14 protein-coding genes and 1 pseudogene are annotated in these 26,528 nt (G+C 65.2%); 8 read left to right on the plus strand and 7 right to left on the minus strand.

Annotated elements, in window-relative coordinates:
* Positions 1 to 12: 12 nt before the first annotated feature.
* Entirely contained in the window at positions 13 to 1,974 is a 1,962-nt protein-coding gene (gene malQ / locus ACNJYD_RS29620) for a 4-alpha-glucanotransferase (protein WP_212254501.1), read from the minus strand.
* A gap of 204 nt (positions 1,975 to 2,178) precedes the next feature.
* On the opposite strand from malQ, the gene ACNJYD_RS29625 reads away from it, so the two are divergent.
* From ACNJYD_RS29625 to treY, 6 genes are read left to right on the plus strand one after another with little or no spacing between them, the layout of a single operon-like run.
* Positions 2,179 to 4,125, plus strand: a complete 1,947-nt coding sequence (locus tag ACNJYD_RS29625; protein ID WP_212254500.1) for a maltotransferase domain-containing protein — start codon at positions 2,179 to 2,181, stop codon at positions 4,123 to 4,125.
* An 11-nt stretch (positions 4,126 to 4,136) separates the two neighbouring features.
* Positions 4,137 to 7,430 (plus strand): maltose alpha-D-glucosyltransferase, encoded by a 3,294-nt coding sequence (gene treS / locus ACNJYD_RS29630; RefSeq protein ID WP_212254499.1) that lies wholly within the window; start codon positions 4,137 to 4,139, stop codon positions 7,428 to 7,430.
* Positions 7,423 to 9,561: a 1,4-alpha-glucan branching protein GlgB gene (gene glgB / locus ACNJYD_RS29635; protein ID WP_439364105.1), complete on the plus strand. Its 2,139-nt coding sequence runs from the start codon at positions 7,423 to 7,425 to the stop codon at positions 9,559 to 9,561. Before treS ends, glgB begins: the two co-directional genes overlap by 8 nt.
* A 3-nt stretch (positions 9,562 to 9,564) precedes the next feature.
* Positions 9,565 to 11,643, plus strand: a complete 2,079-nt coding sequence (gene glgX / locus ACNJYD_RS29640; protein WP_439364106.1) for a glycogen debranching protein GlgX — start codon at positions 9,565 to 9,567, stop codon at positions 11,641 to 11,643.
* The gene (gene treZ, locus ACNJYD_RS29645; protein WP_439364107.1) at positions 11,640 to 13,391 is read left to right on the plus strand and encodes a malto-oligosyltrehalose trehalohydrolase; all 1,752 of its coding nucleotides are present in this window, start codon (positions 11,640 to 11,642) and stop codon (positions 13,389 to 13,391) included. The genes glgX and treZ overlap by 4 nt, the downstream gene beginning before the upstream one ends.
* Position 13,392: 1 nt before the next feature.
* On the plus strand, positions 13,393 to 16,194 hold the full coding sequence (gene treY / locus ACNJYD_RS29650) for a malto-oligosyltrehalose synthase (RefSeq protein ID WP_439364108.1): 2,802 nt from the start codon (positions 13,393 to 13,395) through the stop codon (positions 16,192 to 16,194).
* Between the two features lie 2 nt (positions 16,195 to 16,196).
* Here treY and ACNJYD_RS29655 read toward each other — a convergent pair whose 3' ends face one another.
* Positions 16,197 to 16,514, minus strand: a complete 318-nt coding sequence (locus ACNJYD_RS29655; protein WP_271499627.1) for a polyhydroxyalkanoic acid system family protein — start codon at positions 16,512 to 16,514, stop codon at positions 16,197 to 16,199.
* A 179-nt stretch (positions 16,515 to 16,693) separates the two neighbouring features.
* On the opposite strand from ACNJYD_RS29655, the gene ACNJYD_RS29660 reads away from it, so the two are divergent.
* Positions 16,694 to 16,858, plus strand: a complete 165-nt coding sequence (locus ACNJYD_RS29660; protein ID WP_008560028.1) for a DUF3309 family protein — start codon at positions 16,694 to 16,696, stop codon at positions 16,856 to 16,858.
* Between the two features lie 130 nt (positions 16,859 to 16,988).
* On the opposite strand, the gene ligD is transcribed toward ACNJYD_RS29660, so the two are convergent.
* A complete protein-coding gene (ligD, locus tag ACNJYD_RS29665; protein ID WP_439364109.1) occupies positions 16,989 to 19,664 on the minus strand; it encodes a DNA ligase D in 2,676 nt (891 codons plus the stop codon).
* 118 nt (positions 19,665 to 19,782) lie between these two features.
* Between ligD and ACNJYD_RS29670 the strand changes: the two genes are divergently transcribed.
* Positions 19,783 to 20,661 carry a non-homologous end joining protein Ku gene (locus ACNJYD_RS29670; protein WP_212254492.1) on the plus strand — a complete coding sequence of 293 codons (879 nt, stop codon included), beginning with the start codon at positions 19,783 to 19,785 and terminating at the stop codon, positions 20,659 to 20,661.
* A gap of 213 nt (positions 20,662 to 20,874) precedes the next feature.
* On the opposite strand, the gene ACNJYD_RS29675 is transcribed toward ACNJYD_RS29670, so the two are convergent.
* The 4 genes and pseudogenes from ACNJYD_RS29675 to ACNJYD_RS29690 all read right to left on the minus strand — a co-directional run bounded on the left by ACNJYD_RS29675 (position 20,875) and on the right by ACNJYD_RS29690 (position 26,433).
* Positions 20,875 to 22,203: an IS1182 family transposase gene (locus tag ACNJYD_RS29675; RefSeq protein WP_212257604.1), complete on the minus strand. Its 1,329-nt coding sequence runs from the start codon at positions 22,201 to 22,203 to the stop codon at positions 20,875 to 20,877.
* Positions 22,204 to 22,378: 175 nt separating this feature from the next.
* Positions 22,379 to 23,068, minus strand: coding sequence for a response regulator (locus tag ACNJYD_RS29680; RefSeq protein ID WP_439364110.1), 690 nt, complete (start codon positions 23,066 to 23,068; stop codon positions 22,379 to 22,381).
* A pseudogene (locus ACNJYD_RS29685) lies at positions 23,065 to 25,787 on the minus strand (DUF4118 domain-containing protein). Before ACNJYD_RS29685 ends, ACNJYD_RS29680 begins: the two are co-directional and overlap by 4 nt.
* A gap of 40 nt (positions 25,788 to 25,827) precedes the next feature.
* On the minus strand, positions 25,828 to 26,433 hold the full coding sequence (locus tag ACNJYD_RS29690; RefSeq protein ID WP_439364111.1) for a K(+)-transporting ATPase subunit C: 606 nt from the start codon (positions 26,431 to 26,433) through the stop codon (positions 25,828 to 25,830).
* Between the last annotated feature and the right edge of the window lie 95 nt (positions 26,434 to 26,528).

The following is a 26,528-nucleotide window of genomic DNA, read 5'->3' on the forward strand; positions in this document are numbered from 1 at the left end:
ATGCCCGGCCGTTCAACTCCCGCCGGGCAATGAACGTTCCCGTGTCGCGGCCTTCAAGGCTGCGAGATCGATCTTGGACGCGATCTCGTCGAGCGCGACCGGAAGGCGCTGCCGCCAGTTCGGATGCTCGTCGATCGTGCCGGGGATGTTGGGCTGGTCGATCACGCCCAGCAGATCCTCCAGCGACACCGCAAGCAGCCGCGAGGGCGTGCGCGAGAGGAACGCGAGCACGGAGTACACATCGTTGGCGTTGATGCCGTTCTGGCCCAGAATCTCGTCGAGCCTGCCGAGCGCATCCCAGCGCGCCTGGTCGTTCTCGCCGGGATCGAGCCCGAGCGAGCGCTTCATCCTGAGATCGCTGAAGGAGCGCCAGCCGGCATAGGTCGACAGGTCATGCGTGTTCAGCGTCACCAGCGCATTGGGCCGGTAATGGTCGACATTGCGGAAATGTCCGGCATCGTCGCGCTCGAACATCATGACGAGATAGGACCAGATGCCGAAATCCTGCATCATTTCGCGGAAACCTTCCGGCACGGTGCCGAGGTCCTCGCCGATCACGATGCATTTATGGGCCGCGCTCTCGCGCGCCACGGCAGCCAATAGCGCCTCGAACGGCATCTGCACATAGGCGCCGTTGTCGGGCTTGAAGCCGCGCGGCACGAGATAAAGCCGTTTCAGGCCGAGCACGTGATCGAGCCTGATGGCGCCGGCATGACGCATCGAGGCCGCGAGCATGTCGGCGAAGGGGACGAAGGACTGCGCTTCCAGCCCACCGGCGTTGAAGCCGGCAAGGCCCCAATCCTGGCCGATGGTGTTGAGCACGTCGGGCGGCGCGCCGACCGCGAGATGACGCGAGATCGCCGTCTGCTCGTTCCAGGCATCGAAGCCGTTGGACTGCACGCCGACGGCAACGTCGAGATAGAGCCCGACGCGCATGCCGAGCTGGCTGGCGAGCTCCTTGGCCGCATGCAGCTGGCTGTCGGCCGTCCATTGCACGAATTCGACGAACTCGACCTCGCGCCTGTCGGGACCGTTGCGCAGCTCGGCGAATTTCGCCTCATCCGGCTGCTGCCACTCTTGCGGCCATTCCCACCAGGGTCCGGTGAAGCGATGCCGCAGCACCTCGAAGCAGGCAAAACGGGACAACAGCGGCGCGCGGTCCGCACGGAAGGCGTCAAACGCCTTGCGACGCGCCCCGCTCGCGCTTCTGACGAAGCTGTCGAAGGCCGCGCGCAGGCCCAGCCATTTCAGCGCCGCCATGTCGGCATAAGGGACGCGATCGCCCTCGCGCAGGCGGGCGGCCGTCGCGGCCGCGTCGGGCACGAGGTCGGCCGAGAATTCAGGTATCGCCTCGACGTCGATATAGAGCGGGTTGAGGAACAGCCGGCTGTTCGGCGAATAGGGGCTGCAATCGGCCGGGTGGTCGTCGAACAGGACATGCAGCGGATTGAGCCCGACGCCGTCGGCCCCGAGCTGCTTGGCGAGCCGGACCAGGCCGGCGAGATCGGTGAAATCGCCGATGCCCCAATTGCGGCCCGAGCGGACGCTGTAGAGCTGCACGGCAAGCAGCCAGCCGCGATCGAAATCGCCGCCGAAGCAGCGTTCGGGCGCCACGATCATCGGCACGTCTTCGCTGGCACCTTCGGCATCGGTCAGCGTCAGGCGGTGATACCCGAGCGCCAGGCCGGCGGGCCAGGCGATCACGGGCTCGCGCGTCTCGCCTGCCGCGATCACATTGCCGTTGCCGGAAATTTTCCATTGCAGCGGCGGGGCGCCGATCGAGGCCAATTCCGTGCGCGGATGTCCGAGGGCACGCACCACGACCGGCCCGCTGACGAAGCGATAGACCCGCTTCTCCGGCAGGGCGTCGAGGATGGATTTGAGGGCCTCGGGCGCGGTGACCCGCAGCTTGCCGAGGGCATCGATGAATTCGGATTGAACGCCCTTGATCCGGGCTTGAGCTAAAAGATCCATTCGGCACGCAGCTTGCAGGCCATGGTTTGGCCGGGGGCATCGATTTTAACGAGATCGCGGAAGAGGTTAGTCAGGGGTAACTCGCAAACTGCGCTTGCCGTTCCCGAGGGAACCAATGACACACAAGCGGCTTTCTATAATGGTACCAAGCGTGGGTTCCCGACAAGGGAAACGGGCTCCTGCTTTCTTGTCAATGGCATCACCGTGAACAAGACAATTCAAACTGTCGAAAGTGCCGCGGCCGGCAGCGCTTTCCTGATCGAGGACGTTTATCCCGCGATCGACGGCGGCCGCTTCGCCGTGAAGCGGATCGCGGGCGAACGGATCGAGGTCTGGGCCGACATCTACCGCGATGGCGAGGCCGTGATATCAGCCGCGCTGATCTGGCGAGGAGAGCAGGAGCGCGAATGGCGGAGCGAGCCGATGACCCATCACGGCGATGACCGCTGGTCCGGCGCGTTCACGCCCCCCGAGCCCGGCCAATATGTCTACGCGATCGAAGCCTGGACCGACGAGTTCGCCACCTGGTCGCGCGCCGTCACGCGAAAACGGCGCACCGGGGCCGATGTCAGCCTCGATGCGATCGAGGGCGCCGGCCTTTTGACCAAGGCGCATGGCGCGCAGCAGGACGCCGCAGCGATCATCATCAGGCAGTGCGAGGACTATTTGAGGAACGGCGACATCACCTCGCTGCTCGCGACCGAGCTCGGCGAAGCCATGGCCGAGAGCCAGTCGCGGCCGGACCTGACGCGCTCGCCATTCTTTCCGCTGACCGCGGACCGCGACAAGGCGCGCTTCAGCGCCTGGTATCAGATGATGCCGCGCAGCCAGGGCGCATGGCCGGGCCGGCATGGCACGCTGCGCGACTGCATCGCGCGCGTGCCCGACATCGCCGCGATGGGCTTTGACGTGCTCTACTTCACGCCGATCCACCCGATCGGCCACACGAGCCGCAAGGGCCGCAACAACGCGCCGGTGGCCGGTGAAGGCGATCCCGGCTCGCCCTATGCGATCGGCTCGGTCGAGGGCGGCCACGACGCGCTGCATCCGGAGCTCGGCACGATCGAGGATTTTCGCGCGCTGGTCGCCACGTGTCTCGAGTATGGGATCGAGCTTGCGCTGGACTTCGCGGTGCAGTGCTCGCCGGATCATCCCTGGCTGACGCAGCATCCGGAATGGTTCAAATGGCGGCCCGACCGCTCGGTGAAGGCGGCGGACGGCCCCTATTCCGACATCGTCATCCCCGATTTCAATTCGGTGGATCGCGTCGGGCTTTGGAACGCGTTTCGCGATGCCATGCTGTTCTGGATCGACAAGGGCGTGACCATCTTCGCCATCGACAATCACGACACCGCGCCGCTTGCGTTCTGGGAGTGGCTGATCCGCGACATAAGCCGCCGTCATCCCGACGTGATCCTGTTCTCCAAGACCTATGCACGGCCAAAGCTGATGAAGGGCCTCGCCAAGCTCGGCTTCGCGCAGTCCTTCACGTACTTTCCCTGGCGCACAGAGAGGTGGGAGCTACAGCAATATCTCGGCGAGCTGACGCGCTATCCCGAACGCGATTTCTATCGTCCGCACATGTTTGTCAACACGCCTGACCTGTTGCCCTTTCACCTCCAGAGCGGAGAGGCCTGGGCCTTCAAGTCGCGCGTCGCGCTGGCGGCCACGCTGTCAGGCAATTACGGCATCTACAGCGGATTCGAGCTGCTGGAGCATGACGCCATTCCCGGCCGCGAAGAATATCTGGATTCCGAGAAGTACCAGATCAGGCAGCGCGACTGGGACAAATCCGGCAACATCAAACCCTACATCGCGGCGCTCAACCGCATCCGCAACGACAACGCGGCGCTTCAGCAGACCGCGAATTTGCGCTTTATCGCCATCGAGGACGGCGAGACGATCGCCTTCGCCAAGGAGTCGGCCGATCCGGCCAACATTGTCGTCGTCGTGATCGCGGTGGCGCGCCATGTCCGTGAATGCTGGCTGCCGCTCGGTGATCTCACCGTTGACGTCGGCGGACGGCGTCACCATGTGACGACACTCGAAAACCTGCTCACCGGCGAACAATCCCGCATCGAATGGGGCGGCATCAAGTTGCGTATCGATCCCGACCGCGATCCGGCACTTCTGTTCCGCTGCCTGGCGTAAGGGGTCACGCCATGAATGTTCTGTCTTCCGTCGATACCAAGAAGGTTGAGGCTGCCGAGGTCGTGGATGAGCTCTGGTACAAGGACGCCATCATCTACCAGCTCCACGTCAAGGCCTTCGCCGACAGCAACAATGACGGCATCGGCGACTTCGCCGGGCTGACCGAGCGGCTGCCCTATCTGCAGGAGCTCGGCGTCACGGCGCTGTGGCTGCTGCCGTTCTATCCCTCGCCCGGCCGCGACGACGGCTATGACATCGGCGATTACGGCGCGGTCAATCCCGATTTCGGGACAATGAAGGACTTCAAGCGCTTCATCCAGGAGGCACAGAAGCGCGGCCTGCGCGTCATCACCGAGCTCGTCGTCAACCACACCTCGGACCAGCACAAATGGTTCAAGCGTGCGCGCCGCAGCCATCCGGGCTCCAGCGCCCGCAACTGGTATGTCTGGAGCGACACCGACCAGAAGTACCAGGGCACGCGCATCATCTTCACCGACACCGAGAAGTCGAACTGGACCTGGGATCCCGAGGCCGGCGCGTTCTACTGGCACCGCTTCTTCTCGCACCAGCCGGACCTCAATTTCGACAATCCGCGCGTGGTCAGCGCCATCATCCAGGTGATGAAGCGCTGGCTCGATGCCGGTGTCGACGGCTTCCGGCTCGATGCCATTCCCTATCTGTGCGAGCGCGAGGGCACCTCGAACGAGAACCTGCCCGAGACCCATGCGATCATCAAGCGGCTGCGCCAGGAGCTGGACGCATATTCCAAGGGCAAGCTGCTGCTGGCCGAGGCCAATCAATGGCCGGAGGACGTGCAGGAATATTTCGGCCGTGGCGACGAATGCCACATGGCCTATCACTTCCCGCTGATGCCGCGCATCTACATGGCGATCGCCCAGGAGGACCGCTTCCCGATCACCGACATCCTGCGCCAGACGCCTGATATCCCCGCGAGCTGCCAATGGGCGCTGTTCCTGCGCAATCACGACGAGCTCACGCTGGAGATGGTCACCGACGTCGAGCGCGACTATCTCTGGACCACCTACGCCAACGATCCCCGCGCGCGCATAAATGTCGGCATCCGCCGCCGCCTTGCGCCGCTGATGGACAACGACCGGCGCAAGATCGAGCTGATGAACTCGCTGCTGCTGTCGTTCCCGGGCACGCCGATCATCTATTACGGCGACGAGATCGGAATGGGCGACAACATCTATCTCGGCGATCGCAACGGCGTGCGCACGCCGATGCAGTGGAGCCCGGACCGCAACGGCGGCTTCTCGCGCTGCGACCCGGCCCGGCTCTACGCGCCGCTGATCATGGACCCGGTCTACGGCTATGAATCCGTGAACGTCGAGGCGCAATCGCGCAGCCTGTCCTCGCTGCTCAGCGCCACCAAGCGGCTGATCTCGGTGCGCAAGTCGACGCTCGCCTTCGGACGCGGCACCATGACCTTCATCCGCCCGGCCAATCGCGCCGTGCTGGCCTATGTCCGGCAATACCGCGACGAGGTGATCCTCTGCGTCGCCAATCTGTCGCGCGCCGCGCAGGCCACCGAGCTCGACCTGTCGCCGTGGAAGGACCGCATTCCACAGGAAATGCTCGGCCGCACGCGCTTTCCCGCGATCGGCGAATTGCCCTACATGATCACGCTGGGGCCCTACGGCTTCTACTGGTTCCAGCTTCAGGAGCGCGACAAGTCGGAGCCGGTGATTCCGCGCGCAGTGCCGGAATTCGAGACGCTGGTGGTGCCGGTGAATTCGAACTGGGTCTCGCTCGCCCGCGAGCGCGGGGTGTTCGAGCGCGACGTGCTGCCGGGTTTCCTGTCGCGGACGCGCTGGTATCCGGAGCACAATCCCAAGCAGATCAAGGCCACGCTCACCTCAGCGGTGCCGTTCAGCGACATCGGCGACAACAGACCCTGGATCGCGTTCTTCGAGACGACGCGGAACGACGTCACCACGCGCTACGTGATGCCGATGCAGATCGAGTGGGTGCGCTTCGACCGCGAACGCTTCAACCCGAAGGCGCTCGCCGCCGTGCGCCAGGGTGCGCGAGAGGGCACGCTGCTCGACGTCGCGACCGAGCAGATCTTCATCGGCCTGTTCCTGCGGGGCCTGTCGCAAAACCTGGTGGTGGAGGAGAACAATCTGCGGCTGGAGTTCAAGGCGACCAGCCGGTTCGCCGACTACACCATCAAGGAGCCCGAACGCATCCGCGCCATCGAGCAATCGAACAGCACCGCGCTGGTCGACAACAAGTACGTCGCCAAGATCTATCGCCGGCTCGAAAGCGGCGTCAGCCCCGAGATCGAGATCGGCCGCTATCTCACCGAGGTCGCTCGCTTCGCCAACACGCCGGCGCTGCTCGGCAGCGTCGAGCTTGTCGACAATAACCAGCGCAGCGCGCTCGGCGTGCTCCACGCCTATGTCGAAAACCAGGGCGACGGCTGGACCGTGACGACTGGGTATCTCGATCGCTATGTCGACGAGCAGCGCCTGGCGCCGGCCGATGAGATGCCGCGCGAAACCCAGGAGCAGGCGCCGTATCTGCATTTCATCGCGCAGATCGGCCGGCGGCTCGCCGAACTGCACGTCGCGCTCGCCGCGGCAAAGCCCGACGATCTCGCGCCCGTGCCGATCGAGCCGGCCCAGATCAGGACCTGGCTCTCCGACCTCAAGGCGCGTGCCGAGCGGGTTCTCGAGCGGCTGGCCGACAGCCGCGACGGGCTGCGGGAGGCGGACCGGCCCCTGATCGACCGGCTCGTCGCCGCACGCCGTAGCCTGTTCGACGGCCTGAATGCGCTCTTGCCATCGGACATCGGCGGGTTGAACATCCGTCATCATGGCGACTTCCGGCTCGGGCAAACTCTGATCGTGAAGGACGATATCTTCATCATCGACTTCGACGGCGATCCGCGTGTGCCGCTGGCCAACAAGCGCCGCAAGGCGCCGGCCGCCCGCGACGTCGCCGGCCTGATCCATTCCATCAACCTTTCCGTGAACGCGGCGCTAGGCCGCGCGCTCACGGGCGCCTCCGACGAGCAGGACCGGCTCGCGGCCGCGCTCGACGAATGGCGCGAGCGCGCCACCGCGACCTTCCTGTCCGCCTACCGCGAAGCCATGACCGACCGGAGGCTGTGGCCGGAGGATCGGTCCAGCGCGGAAGGCCTGTTGAAATTTTTCCTGCTAGATCGAGCGTTCCACGACGTAGAGTACGAGCTGTCCCACCGGCCTGAGGGGCTCCATGCGCCGCTGACCGGACTGCTTCGCATTCTGTCCAGTGCCGAGAGCGAAGCCCATGCCTAAACTGCCTGCCGAAGCCTACGCGATCATCGAGGGCCGCCACTCCGACCCCTTCCACTATCTCGGGCTGCATCCCGAGGGCGGCAAAAGCGTGGTCCGCGCATTCCTGCCCGAGGCCACCAATGTCGAGGCGGTCGGCGACCATGGCGAGGTCGCGCCGCTCGACCGCGTCCACGATTCCGGCCTGTTCATCGGCGCCCTGCCCAACGGCTCGAAGCACTACCAGCTGCGCGCCAAGTTCGGCAGCAACGTCGTCGAGTTCGAGGATGCCTACCGCTTTCCACCGATCCTGACCGATTTCGACCTCTACCTGCTCGGCGAAGGCACCCATCAGCGCCTCTACGACAAGCTCGGCGCGCACCCCTTGCGGCTCGAGGGCGTCGACGGCATCGGCTTCGTCGTGCTGGCGCCGAATGCGCGGCGCGTCTCCGTGGTCGGCGACTTCAACTTCTGGGACGGTCGGCGCCATCCGATGCGGGTGCGCGGCAACGGCTATTGGGAATTGTTCATCCCGCATGCGAAGGCAGGCGATCACTACAAGTTCGAGATCGTCGGACCGCATGGTCATCTGCTGCCGCTGAAATCCGATCCGATGGCATTCGCCAGCGAGTTGCGGCCGAAGACAGCGTCGATCGTGTTCGACGAGGCGCATCTGCCGCGGCCGCGCCCGGCGCCCGAAGGCATCAATGCAATGTCGGCGCCGATGTCGATCTACGAGGTTCATCTCGGCTCGTGGCGGCGCAAAGGCAACAATGAATGGCTGACCTATCGCGAGCTTGCCGAGCAGCTGCCGGCCTATGCGCGCGACATGGGCTTCACCCATCTCGAATTCCTGCCCGTGAGCGAGCACCCGTTCGACGGCTCATGGGGCTATCAGCCGACCGGCCTCTATGCGCCGACCAGCCGTTTCGGCAGCCCCGAGGATTTTGCGGCGCTGATCGATGCCTGCCACCGCGAAGGCATCGGCGTGCTGCTCGACTGGGTGCCGGGTCACTTCCCGGACGACCCGCACGGGCTCGGCCATTTCGACGGCACCGCGCTCTACGAGCACGCCAACCCGCTGCAGGGCCGCCACCTCGACTGGGGCACGCTGATCTACAATTACGGCCGCACCGAAGTGACGAACTTCCTGGTGTCGAACGCGCTGTTCTGGATGGAGCGTTATGCCATCGACGGCCTGCGCGTCGATGCGGTCGCGTCCATGCTCTATCTCGACTACAGCCGGCCGCCCGGCGCGTGGATCCCGAACCAGTATGGCGGGCGGGAGAACATCGAGGCGATCAACTTCCTGCGCCGCTTCAACACGGAGATGTTCGCCCGCTTCCCGCAGGCGACCACGGCCGCGGAGGAATCCACCGCCTGGCCCCAGGTCTCGCGCCCTGTCGAGTTCGGCGGGCTCGGCTTCGGCTACAAATGGAACATGGGCTGGATGCACGACACGCTGAACTACATCAGCAAGGATCCGATCCATCGCAAGCATCATCACGGCGAGATCCTGTTCGGCCTGCACTATGCGTTCTCGGAGAACTTCATCCTGCCGCTGTCGCATGACGAGGTCGTGCACGGCAAGCGCTCCATCCTCGGCCGCATGCCCGGCGACGAGTGGCAGCGCTTTGCCAATTTGCGCGCCTATTACAGCTTCATGTTCGGCCATCCCGGCAAGAAGCTCTTGTTCATGGGCGCGGAGATCGCACAGAGCCGCGAATGGAATCACGACCAGTCGCTCGACTGGCACCTGCTCGAGTACAAGGTCCATTCCGGCGTCCAGGCCCTGATCCGCGACCTCAACCGGCTCTACCGCGCGGTGCCGGCGCTGCACCAGATGGATTGCGAGCAGGCCGGCTTCGAATGGCTGATCACGGACGATGCCAACCGCAACGTATTCGCCTGGCTGCGCAAGGGGTTCGACGAGAGCGCGCGGTGTATCGTCATCGTCAACTTCTCGCCCAACGTCTACCAGAACTATCGCGTTCGCGTGCCCTTCGGCGGCAAGTGGAAGGAAGTGCTCAACTCCGATTCCGCCCATTATGGCGGCAGCAATGTCGGCAATATCGGCGAAGTCCAGGCCGAGGGCGGCGAGCTCCGCCTCACCATTCCGCCGCTCGCTGCGATCTTCCTCGTTCCGGAAAGCTGATCGATGCGCCTGACCGCCGGATCGCCCGCACGGCTCGGCGCAAGCTGGGACGGACGCGGCACCAATTTCGCGCTGTTCTCCGCCAACGCGCAGAAGGTCGAGCTCTGCCTGTTCGACACGCAAGGCCGCCGCGAGCTCGAGCGCATCGAGCTGCCCGAGAAGACCGAGGACGTCTGGCACGGCTATCTCAACGACGTCTCGCCGGGCCAGCTCTACGGCTATCGTGTGCACGGCCCCTACGAGCCCGAGCACGGCCATCGCTTCAATGCCAACAAGCTGCTGCTCGACCCCTACGCCAAGCGGCTCGCCGGGCGCCTGGTCTGGAGCGATGCGCATTTCGCCTATCGCACCGGAAGCCCGCGCGAGGACCTGTCGTTCGACCGGCGCGACAACGCGCGCGGCATGCCCAAGGCCGTCGTGGTCGACGAGACCTTCAACTGGGGCCGCCGCGAGATCCGGCCGAACATTCCCTGGGAAGACACCATCATCTACGAGGCCCACGTCAAGGGCCTGACCCAGAAGCGCGACGACGTGCCGCCGAACCTGCGCGGTACCTATGGCGGACTGTCCTCGCCCGCGATGATCGAGCACCTTAGGAAGCTCGGCGTCACCACGGTCGAGCTGCTGCCGGTGCACAGCTTCGTCGACGACCGCATCCTCGTGGAAAAGAAGCTCGCCAATTACTGGGGCTACAACACGCTGTCCTTCTTCGCGCCGGAGCCGCGCTACGCCCAGGACAATGCGCTCGATTCCTTCCGCACCACGGTGGCGCGGCTGCACGATGCCGGCATCGAGGTCATGCTCGACGTGGTCTACAACCACACCGCCGAGGGAAATCATCTCGGTCCGACGCTGTGCTATCGCGGCATCGACAACGCCTCCTATTATTGGCTGAACCGCGAGAACCCGCGCTATTACGACGACTTCACCGGCTGCGGCTCCTCGGTGAACCTCACCCATCCGCGCGTGCTGCAGATGGTGATGGATTCCTTGCGCTACTGGGTCGAGGTCTGCCACGTCGACGGCTTCCGCTTCGACCTCGCCACCACGCTGGCACGCGGGCCGAACGGTTTTGATCGCGGCAGCTCGTTCTTGACCGCAGTGCGACAGGATCCGGTGCTGGCGACCGTCAAGCTCGTCGCCGAGCCATGGGACCTCGGCCTCGGCGGCTACCAGGTCGGCGCCTTCCCCTCGCAATGGTCGGAATGGAACGATCGCTATCGCAGCGCCATGCGCCGCTACTGGAGCGGCGAAGGCAGCCTGATCGGCGACATCTCCAGCCGCATGACCGCGTCGTCCGACCTGTTCAATCACGACGGGCGGCGGCCGCGCGCCAGCATCAACCACATCACCGTCCACGACGGCTTCACGCTCGCCGATCTCTTCAGCTACAACGAGAAGCACAACGAGGTCAACGGCGAGGACAATCGCGACGGCTCCAACGACAATCACAGCAACAATTGCGGCGTCGAGGGGCCGACCGACGATCCTGATATCATCAGCCTGCGCCGTCAGCTGCGCAAGAACGTGCTGGCCTGCCTGATGCTGGCCCAGGGCGTTCCGCTGATCCTCGCCGGCGACGAGGTCGGCAACTCGCAATCCGGCAACAACAACGCCTATTGCCAGGACAACGAGGTCGGCTGGGTCGGCTGGGACAATCTCGGCAAGGACGGCGACGACATGATCGACTTCGTCGCCCAGCTCGCCGACATCCGTCGCCGTTTCTCGCAGCTGCGCAGCCATCGCTGGCTCGACGGCCGGCCCAAGGACGGCGTCTCCTACGGCGCGTTGTGGCTGACGCCGGCCGGCGACGAGATGACGGAGAGCGACTGGACATTCCCGGATGGGCGGTTTCTCTCCTATGTGATGGGCCCGATGGAACCGGGTGGGGCCGCGATCTTTATCGTACTGAACGCCGCTCCCGAAGAGATCGCATTCAAATTGCCCAAAATGACCGAATACAAGAGCTGGCAGCAGCTCCTGAACACGACCGATGCCAAGCTGAATACGATCGACTTCCTGCCCGGGAGCGACAGCAAGGCGCCGCCGCGATCCGTGCTTGCCTTCGCAGGCGCGCTATGAGGCCATCCTTCGGGGCGAGGCCGACCAAGGACGGCGTGTCGTTCCGGCTGTGGGCGCCGGCCGCGCGCCGCGTCGATCTCCTGCTCGACCGCAGGCACGCGATGCAGCGCCGGCAGGACGGCTGGTACGTCACCGAGATCGCCGGCCTCACCGCCGGCAGCAAATACAAGTTCAGAATCGACGACGAGATCGACGTGCCGGATCCCGCTTCGGCCTTCCAGCCCGAGGACGTGTTCGGCCCGAGCGAGGTGATCGATCACGATAACTTCGCCTGGCGCGCGCGCGATTGGCGCGGCCGTCCCTGGGAAGAGACGGTGCTGGTCGAGACCCATGTCGGCACCTTCACGCCGGAAGGCACCTATCGCGCCATGATCGACAAGCTCGATCATCTCGCCGCGACCGGCATCACGGCGCTGGAATTGATGCCGCTCGCCGATTTCGCAGGACGCCGCGGCTGGGGCTATGACGGCGTGCTGTGGTACGCGCCGGACAGTGCCTATGGCCGGCCCGAAGACCTGAAGACGCTGATCGACGAGGCGCATCTGCGCGGGCTGATGGTGTTCCTCGACGTCGTCTACAATCATTTCGGCCCGGAAGGAAACTATCTCGGCCGTTACGCGCCGACCTTCTTCACCGATGCGCACACGCCGTGGGGCAGTGCGATCGATTATCGCGTGCCGCAGGTGCGCGCCTTCGCCGTCGAGAACGCGCTGTCCTGGCTCGGCGACTACCGCTTCGACGGCCTCAGGCTGGACGCCGCCAATCACATCATGGCTGTCCCGGGCGAGCAGTCCATGCTGCAGGACCTCAGCGTTGCCGCCGGCGAGCTCGCCAAGGCTACGGGACGCCACATCCACCTCGTGCTGGAGAACGGCGACAATCGCGCCAGCCTGCTCGACGCTGCGCAGGACCCGCCGAACGGCAAATATCGCGGGCAGTGGAACGACGACTATCATCACGTCTGGCACGTGATGCTGACCGGCGAGCATGTCGGTTACTATGGCGACTACCAGACACCGCGCATGGACCTGGCGCGCGCGCTCGCCTCCGGCTTCGTCTATCAGGGCGAGATCTCGGAGTTCTGGGGCAAGAAGCCGCGCGGCGAGCCGAGCGGCCAGCTGCCGCCGGCAACCTTCGTCAATTTCCTGCAGAACCACGACCAGATCGGCAATCGTCCACTCGGCGAGCGGCTGGAAAGTCTGGCATCGCCAAAGCAGATCGAGGCCGCGCTCGCGGTCACCCTGCTCGCGCCGATGGTGCCGATGATGTTTCAGGGCGAGGAATGGGGCTCGACGGTCCCCTTCCCGTTCTTCTGCGATTTCCAGGGCGGACTCGCCGATGCCGTGCGCACGGGGCGCAAGCGGGAATATGCCTGGGCTTACGAAAAATACGGCGACGAGGTGCCCGACCCGCTCGATCCGGCAACGCTGCAATCGGCCGTGCTCGACTGGACCGGCCGCACGCCGCAACACGATGCGCGGCTTGGGCTGGTGCGAGAGCTGCTCGGCGTCCGTCGCAAGCAGATCATGCCGCGGCTGAAAGGCGCAAGCTTCGGTGATGCCGAGGCGGCCGACAACGGCCTCCTCACCGCGCATTGGCGCATGGGCGATGGCTCGACATTGCGCCTTGTCGCCAATCTGTCCGATCACGAGATCACCTCCAGCGTCAGCGCGGGCACGCCGATCTGGGGCGGCGGATCCGGCGAGCGGCTCCCGCCCTGGTCGGTGGTCTGGCGCCTCGGAGGTTAGGATGCCTCCCGCCATTCCGCTCGCGACCTACCGGCTCCAGCTCACCGCAGATTTCGACTTCGACAAGGCTGCCGCCGTCGTTCCTTACCTCAAGGCGCTTGGCATCACGCATCTCTACGCCTCACCGGTGATGAAGGCCCGCAAGGGCTCGACCCATGGCTACGACACCGTCGACCACGGCCAGTTCAATCCCGAGCTCGGCGGCGAAGCCGGCTTTGCGCGGCTGAGCGAGGCGCTTCAGCAGCACGATCTCGGGCTCATCATCGATTTCGTCCCCAACCATGTCGGCGTGCATTTTGCCGACAATCCCTGGTGGCTCGACGTGCTGGAATGGGGCCAGGCCTCGCCGCACGCCGCCTCCTTCGACATCGACTGGGACCAGCTGGCCTACCGCGCCCGCGGCGGCGTGCTGCTGCCGATCCTCGGCTCGTCCTACGGCGAGGCGCTGGAGCGCGGCGACATCGAGCTGCGCTACGACCCGGACGAAGGAAGCTTCGCGGCGTGGTATTTCGAGCACCGCTTGCCCATCGCGCCGGAGCGCTATGGCGAGATGCTGCGGATGGTCGTCAAGGAGGCGGACGCGGCGGAAACGGAGCCCGGCAAGCGCCTGCTGTCGCTCGCGACCCGTTACACGGGGCTGCGGCGTCCCAATCGCAAGGAAGCTCCCGGCTTCAAGGCCGAGCTCAAGGAGATCGCAGGCGCCGCCGATATCATCAAGCGCGGCCTTGCCGCCTATCGCGCCGGCAAGGACCGCCCGGCACAGACGCTGACGCTGCATCATCTCCTGGAGCGCCAGCACTACAAGCTCGGGCACTGGCGGCTTGCCTCCAGCGACATCAATTATCGCCGCTTCTTCGACGTCAACGGCCTCGCCGGCCTGCGCGTCGAGGACGCGAGCACATTTGCCGCCACGCACCGGCTGGTGAAGCAGCTCATTGCCGACGGCAAATTGCAGGGAATCCGGCTGGATCACATCGACGGCCTGCGCGACCCCGCCCAATATTGCCAGCGATTGCGCCGGCTGGTGCGCGACGCCCAAAGCAACACCGCCCAAGGCAACACAAAGCCGTTCTATACGGTGATCGAAAAAATCCTGTGTGAGCACGAGCGCCTGCCGCATTTCGCCGGTGTCCAGGGCACCACCGGCTACGAGTGGATGAATGTCATCACCCACGTGCTGATCGATCCCAGGGGGCTGGAGGCGCTGGACGAGACCTGGCGGCAGATCAGCAACCGGCCGCCGCGGCTTGTGCCTTACGTCAAGGACGCCAAGCGGCGCGTGCTCGAGACGTTGCTGACCAGCGAATTCACCGTGCTGACCCGCCTGCTCGCGCGCATCGCCAACGGGCATTATTCGACGCGGGACTTCTCGGCCGACAGCCTGCGGCAGGCGCTCGAGCTCTATGTGCTGCATTTCCCGGTCTATCGCACCTATCTGACGCACAGCGGCCCGACGGCAGCGGACCGCAAGCTGATCGACGACACCATCGCGCGCGCCCGCCGGGACTGGTTCGCCGCCGACGACGGCATTTTCGACTTCCTGCGCGATGCCTTGACCATGGACCTGCTCAAGCCTGGCCGTCCGCCGCACAGCGCCCCGCGCGTGCGCCGCTTTGCGCTCAAGGTGCAGCAATTCACCGGGCCGATGATGGCGAAGTCGCTGGAGGACACCGCGTTCTATCAATTCCACCGGCTGCTCGCGCTGAACGAGGTCGGCGGCGATCCCTCAAGCACCGGCCTCAGCATTCCCGCGTTCCATCAAGCCATGCAGGCTCGCGCCAGGGAATGGCCGCAAGGCATGACGGCAACCGCCACCCACGACACCAAGCGCGGCGAGGATGCGCGCACGCGCATCGCGGCGCTTAGCGAGATTCCCGGTGAATGGACCAGCGCGGTGGCGCGCTGGAAGGTGCTGAACGCACCGCATCTCACGCTCCACGGCAATTTCCGCGCGCCGTCGGCAACGTTCGAATACATGCTCTACCAGACCCTGCTCGGCGTCTGGCCGATTGAGGCGCCGGCCGATGCCGCCTTTGTCGAGCGCATCCAGGCCTATGCCCTCAAGGCTGCGCGCGAGGGCAAGGAGGAGACGAGCTGGCTCAACCCGCATGAAGCCTATGAGGACGGCATCCGCGACTTCATCGCCAAGATCCTCGACGCCGACCGGTCCGTGGAATTCCTTCAGGCGTTGCAGACGCTGGCTCGCCGCATCGCGCTGCTCGGCACGTTGAACTCGCTGAGCCAGCTCACGCTCAAGGCGACGCTGCCGGGCGTGCCGGACTTCTATCAAGGCACCGAATTCTGGGACCTGTCGCTGGTCGATCCCGACAACCGCCGTCCGGTCGATTTCGCCGCGCGCCATGCGGCGCTGACATCATTGGAAGCGCCGGATTGGAGCGGCCTCATCGAGAACTGGCCGGACGGCAAGCTCAAGCTGGCCTGGACGCGGCATCTGCTCAAGCTGCGCAACGAGCTGGGCGACGTCTTCGCGCAGGGCGACTACCAGCCGCTGGAGGTACGAGGCGCCCATGCCGACCATGTCGTCGCCTTCGCGCGCCGTCATGGCCGCGCCGCCGCGATCGTCGTGGCTGGGCGTCATTTCGCCCCGTTCACCCAAGCGGGCCGGGCATGGCCCGCACCGGAAGGTATCGACGCCACCATCGACATCACGGGCTATACCGTGCCGGGCCTTGCGGGCAACGACTTGCCGCTCGCGCAGGCCTTTCGCGACTATCCTGCCTCGGTCATCGCGGCCCGAACCGCGAATGCCGTCGGAGCGCCGCGACAACGCGTGCGCGCCTGAGGTCACTTCCCCCCGTCTTTGGTCAGCAGCAATTGGCCGCGCTTCCTGATCGTCGCCTGCGCCATCTCGGCAAAGCGCTGCAACAGCCAGGGCAGCACCACCTCGACCCGGACCTGATCGTCGCCAACATCGACCTGTCCGGTCGCGACCTGGCCGAGCGCGCGGATGCGGAAGGCCATAGTGTCGCCGCTCCAGCGTTCCTCCTCGACCTGCATCACGGGAATGCTTGCTGCGGCGCGGCCAAGCCCAGTCTTCAGCCGGCGCACGGCCTCTTCTCGGCCGAGACGATGCGGAATTGAGACGACAAGCGGTGCTGACATGGTCCTGCCTCTTCTGACTAACTCCACATAATCATGTCAGGTCGACCAACAAAGGTTCCATGCAAGTTGATCCCCCGTCCGTGTTTCAAAGCCGGAACTTTACAACCTGCGGCAAGTTGCCCCCGCACAACGGGACAGGTTGCAACGACCCTTTGAACAAAGGGCTGGAGGAGATTCGCATGTCAATCGGCACGATCATTCTGATCATTTTGATCATCGCCCTGCTCGGCGGCTTCAGCGGCATCGGCGGCGGGCCGTTCTACGGCACCGGCTATTACGGCGGCGGCGGCCTCGGGCTTGTCATCGTCATTCTGCTGATCCTTCTGCTGATGGGTAGGATCTAGATGCAGACTTGGTAGGGTGGGCAAAGGCGCGGCGCGCCGTGCCCACCTCATCGCTCGAACGAAAGCAGGTGGTGGGCACGCTTCGCTTTGCCCACCCTACGGCACCCGCCTTCGTCGCAACAGCGACGACCTACTTCACCTTCCCTGCCAGCTTCTTCATCGCCGCCTTGATCGATGCGGCGGCATCGTCATAACCCTCCCACGCCTTCGATCGCGCCAGCAGGGCCGGCACGGTGCGTAGCGTGTATCGCTTGGGATCGAGATCGCTCTTCACCTGCGCCCAGGTCAGCGGCATCGAGACCGTGGCCCCGGCGCGGGCTCGCGGCGACAACGGGGCCACCGCCGTCGACATGCGGTCGTTGCGCAGATAATCCAGGAAGATCTTTCCCTTGCGCAGCTTCTTCGACATGTTGAGCAGATAGCGTTCGGGATCATCGTCCGCCATCCACTGGCAGACGCCTTGCGCAAAGGCCTTGGCCTCCTTCCAGCTCACCTTGTCGCGCGCGCCATGAAGCAGTGGCACCACGACGTGCAGGCCCTTGCCGCCCGTGGTCTTGCAGAAGCTGTCCATGCCGATGTCGGCGAGCCGCTGCCGCATCTCCTTGGCCGCCTCGACGACGTCGGCGAAGTCGACGTCGGGCGCGGGATCGAGGTCGAACACCAGCCGGCCCGGGGTGTCGTAGGCATAGGGCGCGCAGTTCCAGGGATGCAGCTCGACGCCGCCGATCTGCGCCACCGCGGCGAGCCCTTCGATCCGGTCGATCTGAAGATAGGGCTTGCGGTCGCCGGAGACCCGCGCGAGCTCCAGAAGGTTCGACGTTCCCTGCATCGCATGGCGCTGGAAGAAGCATTCGCCCTTGATGCCGTCGGGCGCACGGATCAGCGAGCATGGCCGGCCCTTGAGATGCGCGATCATCCATTCGCCGACGGCTTCGAGATAGCGGGCAAGGTCCAGCTTGGTGACGGCGCCACCATCGCCGTCGTCGGGCCAGAGCTCCTTGTCCGGCTTGGAGATGACGACGCCCATGACCTCGGCATTTTGAGCGGTCTGCTTCGCTCGTCCGCCCGCCTTCGTGCGCGCCGCCTTCCTGGCCCGGGGCTCGGCGAGCTCGGTATCGACGGGCGTCTCGGCCTGGACTTCCTCGGCCGGCTTGTCCTGCCGCAACCCCTTGAACGCCGCCTGGCGAATATTGCCGTCGGCCGTGAAGCCTGCGAACTCGATTTCGGCGACGAGCTCCGGCTTCAGCCAGTGCACGTCCCGCGTCTTCTTCGGCGCGTTCTTGCCGCCGAATGGGCTCTCCTTGACCTCCATGGCCTTGAGAGACGGCATGAGGCGCTTGACCTTGTCCGCGCCAAAGCCGGTGCCGACCATGCCGACGAAGGCGAGATGATCGCCGCGCTGCACGCCTGCCATCAGCGAGCGGAATTTGCCGTTGGTGGTCTTGTAGCCGCCGATCACCACCTCATGGCCGGCGCGGCATTTCGACTTGACCCAGCTCTCGGTGCGCCCCGAGCGATAGGGCGCGTTCAGCTTCTTCGACACCACGCCTTCGAGCTCGAGCTTGCAGGCCGATTGCAGCACGGCATCGCCGCCGCTCTCGAAATGTTCGACATAGCGGAGCTGGGTCGATTTCCGCTTGCGCTGGCCCAGCAGCTGCTTCAGGCGGGCCTTGCGTTCGCTGAGCGGCAGGCGGCGGTAATCCTCGCTTCCTGCGAAGAGCAGATCGAAAGCGAAGAAGATCAGGTCGTCGGTCTTGCCGTCGGACAGGGCCGCTTGCAGCGAGGAGAAGTTCGGCGCACCGTTATGGTCGAGCGCGACGATCTCGCCGTCGATCATCACGTCCGGCAGCGCGGCCGCCTCCTCGGCGAAGGAGGCGAACTTGCTCGTCCAGTCGAGACCCTTGCGGGTCTTCAGCGTCGCCTCGCCGTCTTCGACCCGGAGCTGAACGCGATAGCCGTCGAACTTGATCTCGTGGCACCAGCCCTCGTCTCCGGGCGGCCGCTCGACCAGCGTGCAGAGCTGCGGCGCAACGAAATCCGGCATCTCCGACACCTTCTTGGCGCTCGTCGCGGTCGTGGCACTTGTCTTCGCCGCTTTGCCGGCCTTCAACGCGGTGCGCGGCGCCGGCTTCACCGTGCGCCCTTTCGTCTCCTCGGCACGGTTGGACTGCCAGACTGCGTCGGCCTTGCCCTTGGTGCCCTTGGCCAGCATGAACGGCTTCGGCGCGCGGCCCTTGCCCGCGGCGATCTGCTCCATGGTGCGGCCGGAGGCGACGGACTTGTCCTGCTCGAGAATATCGTTGTCCGCACCTTCGCGAGCATCTTCGTCGCGATGCTTGATCAGCAGCCAGTTGGTCCGCTTCTCGCCGCCGCGGTTGCGCATGCGCACCAGGACCCAGCTTCCCTGCAGCTTGTCGCCGTGGAGCGTGAACTTCAGATCGCCCTTCTTGAAGCCGGCTTCCGGATCGTCCGAGTCCCAGGTGCCGCGGTCCCACAGCATCACGGTGCCGCCGCCGTATTGGCCTTCCGGAATCGTGCCTTCGAAATCGCCATAATCGAGCGGATGGTCCTCGACCTCGACCGCGAGCCGCTTGTCATGGGGATCGAGCGAGGGCCCCTTCGTCACCGCCCAGGACTTGAACACGCCGTCGAATTCGAGCCTGAGATCGTAATGCAGCCGGCTCGCATCATGCTTTTGAATCACGAAGCGCCGCTGTTTCGATGGCGCCACGGCGGACTTGCCCGATGGCTCCGGCGTTTTCTCGAAGTCTCGCTTCTGTCGGTAAGTGGAAAGTTTTTGCAGCACGACCGGTCCCGCTTCTCGTTCGGCACTCAAAGCCTATCACGGCGAAAGTCCCGCCCGGAACCAAAACCCGATGGGACGGTTGGGGTTCCAAAACGCCTTGAAAACGCTGGAGAATGGAATGGCCCCGCGCGCCTATTGGAAGGGAACGTTGAAGCTGTCGCTGGTCAGTTGCCCGGTCGTGCTTTATCCGGCGACCACCGCGGCCGAGAAGACGCGCTTTCACCTGATCAACCGCGAGACCGGGAACCGGCTCAAGCAGCAGATGATCGATTCCGAGACCGGTGACGTCGTCGAGAGCGACCAGAAGGGCCGCGGTTACGAGCTGCGCAAGGGCAAGTACGTCGAGATCGAGCCGGAGGAGCTCGAGGCGGTCCAGATCGAGAGCAACCATACCATCGACATCGAGAGCTTCGTGCCGCGCGAGGAGATCGATCAGCGCTTTCTCAACCATCCCTATTACATCGCGCCCGACGGCAAGGCGGCGGCCGATGCGTTCGCGGTGATCCGCGACGCGATGAAGGACCAGGAACGCGTCGCGCTCGCCAAGATCGTTCTGACCAACCGCGAGCACGTCATGGCGATCGAGCCGCTCGGCAAGGGCCTGCTCGGCACCACGCTGCGCTTCCCTTACGAGCTGCGCGAGGAGGACCAGTTCTTCGACGACATCAAGAGCCCGAAGATCACCAAGGACATGGTCGAGCTCGCCGGCCACATCCTGCAGACCAAGGCGGCGCATTTCGACCCCAGCAAGTTCAAGGACGAATACGAGGACGCGCTGAAGGCCCTGGTGAAGCGCAAGGCCAGCGGCAAGAAGATCGAGCTGCCCGAGCCCGAGGAGCGGCCGAGCAACGTCGTCAGCCTGATGGACGCGCTGAAGCAGAGCCTGAAGGGCGGCAAGAAGACGGCGGCGAAGTCGCATGCGCGCCGCGCGACGGGGCGGCGGCACGCTCCGAAGAAGGCGCACCGGTCGACGGCGCGGCACAGGAAGGCGGGCTAGTTTACACCGGCGTCATTGCGAGGAGCCCTTGCGACGAAGCAATCCAGACCGCCTCCGCGGCGGGACTCTGGATTGCTTCGCTGCGCTCGCAATGACGATGTGGAGAGAGATATCGTAGAGCCTGTGAGCCAATTCGTTTTGTTTCGGCTTCGGCATCAAGGGGTGGTATCGCCCCTTGATGGGGGAAGCCGGCGGCGTCAGGCTGTTGGTTATCTATGCTTTTGCGAGACGATGCCCTTGCAGGATGTTGTTGGTGAGGGCGTACCAGAGCACGACGGCACGGACCTTCTCGATGCCGCGCACGGTCAGTTGCCTGAGGTCCCAGTTGCGCCAGCGGGCATGGATGCATTCGCAGATGGTACGGGCCTGGTACTGTGCCTTGCCGGCTTCGCTGGCCATGCGAGCACGCCAGGCCGCTATGCCAGGACCGTCGCTGCTCCGGGGTAAGAAGGGATCGACACCGCTCCTGGATTGGGGCGGTGGACAGTAAACCTCGATGCCCTCGCCATGCGCCCATTCGATGTCGTCGCCAGTGCAGAACCCGCCATCGGCGAGGTAGCGGCGTGGCAAGCGCTTCAGCCGAGCGCGCGTTCGCTCCAGCATCGGGCGCATCAAGCCACGATCTGAGCCGCTGTTGTCGACATCGATCGCGACCACGATCAGTTCGCCAGCCGCGCTAGCCACCTGCACATTATAGGCCGGACGGAAGCCGGCATCGGCCATCTTCATCACCCTGGCCTGCGGGTCGGTGGTGGAGGCCCGAGGCTCCTTCGGCTTCTTGCCATTGCCGCCCTTGTCGTCGAGCTGTTTTCGCTTGCGCTTGATCTCGGCCAGCGCGGCCTGCGCGGCTTGCACCCGCTCGCTGCGTTCGCGCGCCGCCCGCTCTTTGGCGGCCCGGATCCGCCGATTGCTGGCTTCCGGGTCCGCATCGACCTCGCGCTTGAGCTCTTCCACAATGGCCTCGGCCTGCGCCATCTGCCGATCCAGCGTCGCCTCCCGCCGGAAAGATCCGGTCCCGGCATTCGCTCGTATCCGCACCCCGTCCTGGGTCAGCTTCTCCAGATCGACCAGCCCTGCCTCGTTCAGGGCCACCAGATGTTCAACCAGCAAACGGTCGAGCAAGTCGGCACAGCCGACCCGGAAGTCCGACAGCCCGTGATGGTTCAACGACACGCCACCGCAGAGCCAGCGGTAGACGTCGTGGCTGTCGCAGAGCCGGTCCAGCGCCCGCGCGCTGCCAACGGCATCGCTCGCGGCGTACAGCCAAAGCGCCAGCAACAACCGTGGCGATGGCGCCGGATGGCCCGGCCTGTTTTCCCGTGCCTTGACGCGATCTTCCAGCTCGCTCAGGTCCAGCCCTTCGACATAAGCCCAGATCACCCGCGCTGGATGATCCTGCCCGATCAGGCTGTCGATATCGACCGCTCGCAATTCGACCTGATTGCGCACAGGCTCGCGCAGCCGAGGTGCGCCTTGCGGCACCGCTTCGGTTCGTGCCGACTGCTCCGGCAATTCACCAAAAAGTCCGTCGTCAGCCATCATCCTCTCCAGCAGATCAGTCTGCCCAGAGAATCACATTCGTCTGACGCGCGGTACAAAAGATTCACAGTCTCGTAGGGTGGGCAAAGCGAAGCGTGCCCACCACCTTTATCGAAATCGAGAGAATGGTGGGCACGGCGCGTTGCGCCTTTGCCCACCCTACGGGGTCTGTGGAACGCTAATCCCCCGCCTTCAGCCGATACCCGATCCCGGTTTCCGTCAGCACGTATTGCGGCCGCTCCGGATCGGCTTCGATCTTCTGGCGGAGCTGGCGGACATAGACGCGCAAATATTGCGCATCGGTCAATTCGTCCCACAGCTCCTTCAGCAGGAAGCGGTGGGTGAGCACCTTGCCGGCGTGCTGCACCAGCACCCGCAACAGGTCATATTCCTTCGGCGAGAGCTTGACGTCGCGATCCCCGATCTTGACGATGCGGCGGACGAGATCGACCGAGAGATCGCCGGTGCGGAAAACCGGACGCTCGCCCTTGACCTGAAGCTGGTGGCGCAGCGCGGCGCGCAGCCGCGCCAGCAGCTCCTCCATGCCGAACGGCTTGGTCAGATAATCGTCGGCGCCGAGATCGAGCGCCTGGACCTTGCCGGCTTCGTCGCCGCGGCTCGACAGCACCACGATCGGCACGCCTTCGTTGCGGGCGCGGATGGTGCGGAGCAGCTCATGGCCCTGAACGTCGGGCAGTCCGAGATCGAGGATGATCAGCGCCGGCTCCTCGTCGAGCTTCTCCAGCGCCGTCTTGCCGTTCGGCGCATCCAGGATGTCGTAGCCCTGCGTCGTCAGCCCCATCCGCAGCAATTTGCGGATCGGCGGCTCGTCGTCGATGACCAGGACCTTGATCGGAGCGGCGCTCATGCGGCGGTATCCAATGCGTGGTTCTCTGCCGGAACCGGCAGGCGAACGGTGAGCACCGCGCCGCTTCGCTCGCTGCGATTGGCAGCGGAGATCGTGCCGCGCATGGCCTCGACGAAGCCGCGGGAGATGGCAAGCCCGAGCCCGGTGCCGGGACGGACGTGATCGCCCTTCTGCACGCGATAGAACTTGTCGAACACGCTCTCGAGCTCGTCCGCCGGAATGCCGGCGCCCTCGTCGGCGATCTCGAGCACGACATGAGCACCGTCGCGCCGGCCGCGGATTGAGATCGTCGTCTCCGGCGGCGCGTACTTTGCGGCGTTGTCGAGCAGATTGAACAGCACCTGCTCGAACAGCACGGCATCGAGCTGGAGCATCGGCAGATCGGCGGCCAGCACCAGCTCGACCTTGTGGCGGCTGAGGATCTTGCTGGCGCGCCGCAGCGCGCTGCCCACGATTTCGCCGAGATCGTGCAGCGCCGTGTTGGGCACGATCGCGCCGGATTCGAGCTTGGTCATGTCGAGCAGATTGGCGATGAAGCGGTTGAGCCGCTCGGATTCGTCGATCACGGTGGCGAGCAGGTCGCGCTTCTCGGTGTCGGAGAGCGCACCGGCGAGATCGCGCATGGTCGAGGCTGCGCCCAACACCGACGCCAGCGGCGTCTTCAGATCGTGCGAGATCGAGGTCAACAGTGCCGAGCGCAGCCGCTCGGATTCGACGGTGCGCTTGACGCGGTCCATGTCCTCGACCAGCAGCACGCGCTCGATCGCGAGAGCGCCCTGGTCGACCAGCGCATCGAGCAGCCGGCGCTGGTCCGGCGTCAGCAGCGGGCCGGTGCGGTCGTTGTCGATGCCGATCACGCCGATCGGGCCGCGCCCGGTGCGCATCGGCAGGAACAGCCGTTTTGCGCCGGGCAAGGTGTCCGAGCCGCGGCCGGCGGGGCGATCGTTGCTCCAGGCCCAATTGGCGGCAGCGAGATCGGCCTGGTCGAGCTCGTCCTCGGGCGGATAGCCTGATTTCACCGTGAGCAGGCCTTCATCCGGCAACAACAGCACCACGCGGACCTTGAGCATCAATGCGGTCTGGTAGGCGCTCGCCCACAAGACGTCGTCGAGCGTGGCGGTGCCGGCGAGCTTGCGGCTGAAGGCATAGAGCTGCTCGGTCATCCTGATCCGGCCGATCGCGGTGTCGGCCTGGATGCGCACACGCGCCGCCACATTGGAGACGATCATCGCCACCACCAGGAACAGCACGAAGGCGGCGACATTGTCGGGTCGGTGATCGTGAAAGTGTAGATCGGCGGCAGGAAGAAGAAATTGTAGGACAGCGAGGCCGCGACGGTCGCCAGCAGCGACGGCCACAGGCCATAGCGCACGGCCACCGCGACCACCGCGGTCAGCAGCACCAGGTCGACGTTCTCGATGCCGAAATAAGGCTGGATCAGCTTGGCCGCGCCGAGACCCACGAGCACGATTCCAAGCGCCTTGAGATAAGGCAAGGGATCGAATGGCTCGGATCGTGCGGCGGTCTGCACCGCCATCTTGGGCGCGGCCTCTCCGGAAAGCTCGTCGCCGGGGATGACGTGAACGCTGATATTGCCCGCGCGGCGCACCAAATCGTGCACGACGGAGCCGCGCGTCATCTCGAACCAGCGCGAGCGCGTCGACTTGCCGATCACGATCTGGGTGACGTTGTTGCCTTGCGCGAAATTGACGACGTCGTCGGCGATGCGGCGGCCGACGGCGGGAATGGTCAGCGCCTCGCCGCCGAGCGATTCCGCGAGCCGCAGCGTATCGGCCAGCCGATCCCGCTCCTCGTCGGACAATTGCAGCGATCGCCGCGTCTCGATCGAGATCGCGGTGAACGGCGCATGCAGCCGGTCGGCCAGCCGCTTGGTGTAGCGCACGAGGCCGGCCGCGCGGGGATCCTCGCTGACGCAGACCAGGATGCGCTCGCCCGCGGCCCAGGGCCCGGGAATCGCATTCGCCTGCATGTGGTTGAGCAGCTGCTCGTCGACCCGCTCGGCGGTGCGCCGCAGTGCGAGCTCACGCAGCGCCGTGAGGTTGCCCGGCGAGAAATAATGCTCCAGCGCCCGCTCGGCCTGCTTGGGCACATAGACCTTGCCCTCCTTCAGCCGCTGGATCAGGTCGTCTGGCGTGAGGTCGATCAGCTCGATCGCATCGGCGCGGTCGAACACCGAATCCGGCACGGTTTCGCGCACCCGGACGTGGGTGATCTGGGCAACGACGTCGTTCAGGCTCTCGATGTGCTGGATGTTGACGGCGGTGTAGACGTCGATGCCGTGCGAGAGCAGCTCCTCGACGTCGAGATAGCGCTTGGGGTGGCGGCAAAGGGGCGCATTGGTGTGGGCGAGCTCGTCGACCAGCGCAATCTGCGGCCGCCGCGCGATCACCGCGTCGAGGTCCATCTCCTCGACGATCTGGCCGCGGTAGTCCAGCCGCTTGCGCGGCACCACTTCGAGGCCACGCACCAGCGCCTCGGTCTCGGCGCGGCCATGGGTCTCGACGAAGCCGACCACGACATCGATGCCGGCCTTGCGCTTGGCATGGGCGCTTTGCAGCATCTCGTAGGTCTTGCCGACGCCGGGAGCGGCGCCGACGAAGATCTTCAGCTTGCCGCTCGCGCTCTCCTCCCGGCGCGCCGCTTCCAGCAGGGCCTCCGGGGACGGACGTTGTTCGGGATCGCGGCGCTCTCGGACCATCTTGCCAGTATAATCACCCCCACACTGCGAGCCTAGACGGCTACTTCGTGGCCATGCGATCGAGCGCGAGATTCAGCGCCAGAACGTTAACCCTGGGCTCGCCGAGCAGGCCGAGCAGGCGGCCTTCGGTGCTGGCGGTCACAAGCTGCTTGACCTGATCCTCAGGCAGACTCCGCGCCTTCGCCACGCGCGGCACCTGGAATTGCGCCGCTTCCGGCGAGATGTCCGGGTCGAGGCCGCTGGCCGAGGTCGTCACCAGATCGACCGGCACCGAGGCGTTCGGATTCTCGCTCCTGAGCTTGTCCACATCTTCCTTCAACCGGTCGGCCAGCGCCTTGCTGGTCGGGCCGAGATTGGAGCCGCCCGAATTGGCGGCATTGTAGGGCGCGGACACCGTCTTGGCCGAGTCGTTCGGGTCCGGCGCCAGCGTCGCCGAGGGGCGGCCGTGGAAATATTTGTCGTCTTTGAACTCCTGCCCGATCAGGGCGGAGCCGATCACCTTGCCGTCTTTCTCGATCAGGCTGCCTTGCGCCTGCACGGGAAACAGCGCGCCGGCCATGCCGGTCATGGCGAGCGGATAGGCAAGCCCGGTGATGGCGGTGAGCGCCAGCAAGAGGACGATGGCGGGGCGGATTTCTCTGAGCATGTCTTTCTCCAAATTTCTCCCGTCATTGCGAGGAGCGAAGCGACGAAGCAATCCAGGCTATCAACCGCGGAGATAGTTCTGGATTGCTTCGCTTC

Source organism: Bradyrhizobium sp. SPXBL-02 (assembly GCF_051853065.1).
In the GTDB taxonomy this organism is placed as follows: Bacteria; Pseudomonadota; Alphaproteobacteria; order Rhizobiales; family Xanthobacteraceae; genus Bradyrhizobium.

What these genes read in the sequence shown, in the direction of transcription:
- malQ (WP_212254501.1), bottom strand. Translation starts at nt 1,974, where the DNA reads ATGGATCTTTTAGCTCAAGCCCGGATCAAGGGCGTTCAATCCGAATTC.
- treS (WP_212254499.1), top strand. Translation starts at nt 4,137, where the DNA reads ATGAATGTTCTGTCTTCCGTCGATACCAAGAAGGTTGAGGCTGCCGAG.
- glgB (WP_439364105.1), top strand. Translation starts at nt 7,423, where the DNA reads ATGCCTAAACTGCCTGCCGAAGCCTACGCGATCATCGAGGGCCGCCAC.
- glgX (WP_439364106.1), top strand. Translation starts at nt 9,565, where the DNA reads ATGCGCCTGACCGCCGGATCGCCCGCACGGCTCGGCGCAAGCTGGGAC.
- treZ (WP_439364107.1), top strand. Translation starts at nt 11,640, where the DNA reads ATGAGGCCATCCTTCGGGGCGAGGCCGACCAAGGACGGCGTGTCGTTC.
- treY (WP_439364108.1), top strand. Translation starts at nt 13,393, where the DNA reads ATGCCTCCCGCCATTCCGCTCGCGACCTACCGGCTCCAGCTCACCGCA.
- ACNJYD_RS29655 (WP_271499627.1), bottom strand. Translation starts at nt 16,514, where the DNA reads ATGTCAGCACCGCTTGTCGTCTCAATTCCGCATCGTCTCGGCCGAGAA.
- ACNJYD_RS29660 (WP_008560028.1), top strand. Translation starts at nt 16,694, where the DNA reads ATGTCAATCGGCACGATCATTCTGATCATTTTGATCATCGCCCTGCTC.
- ACNJYD_RS29670 (WP_212254492.1), top strand. Translation starts at nt 19,783, where the DNA reads ATGGCCCCGCGCGCCTATTGGAAGGGAACGTTGAAGCTGTCGCTGGTC.
- ACNJYD_RS29675 (WP_212257604.1), bottom strand. Translation starts at nt 22,203, where the DNA reads ATGATGGCTGACGACGGACTTTTTGGTGAATTGCCGGAGCAGTCGGCA.
- ACNJYD_RS29680 (WP_439364110.1), bottom strand. Translation starts at nt 23,068, where the DNA reads ATGAGCGCCGCTCCGATCAAGGTCCTGGTCATCGACGACGAGCCGCCG.
- ACNJYD_RS29690 (WP_439364111.1), bottom strand. Translation starts at nt 26,433, where the DNA reads ATGCTCAGAGAAATCCGCCCCGCCATCGTCCTCTTGCTGGCGCTCACC.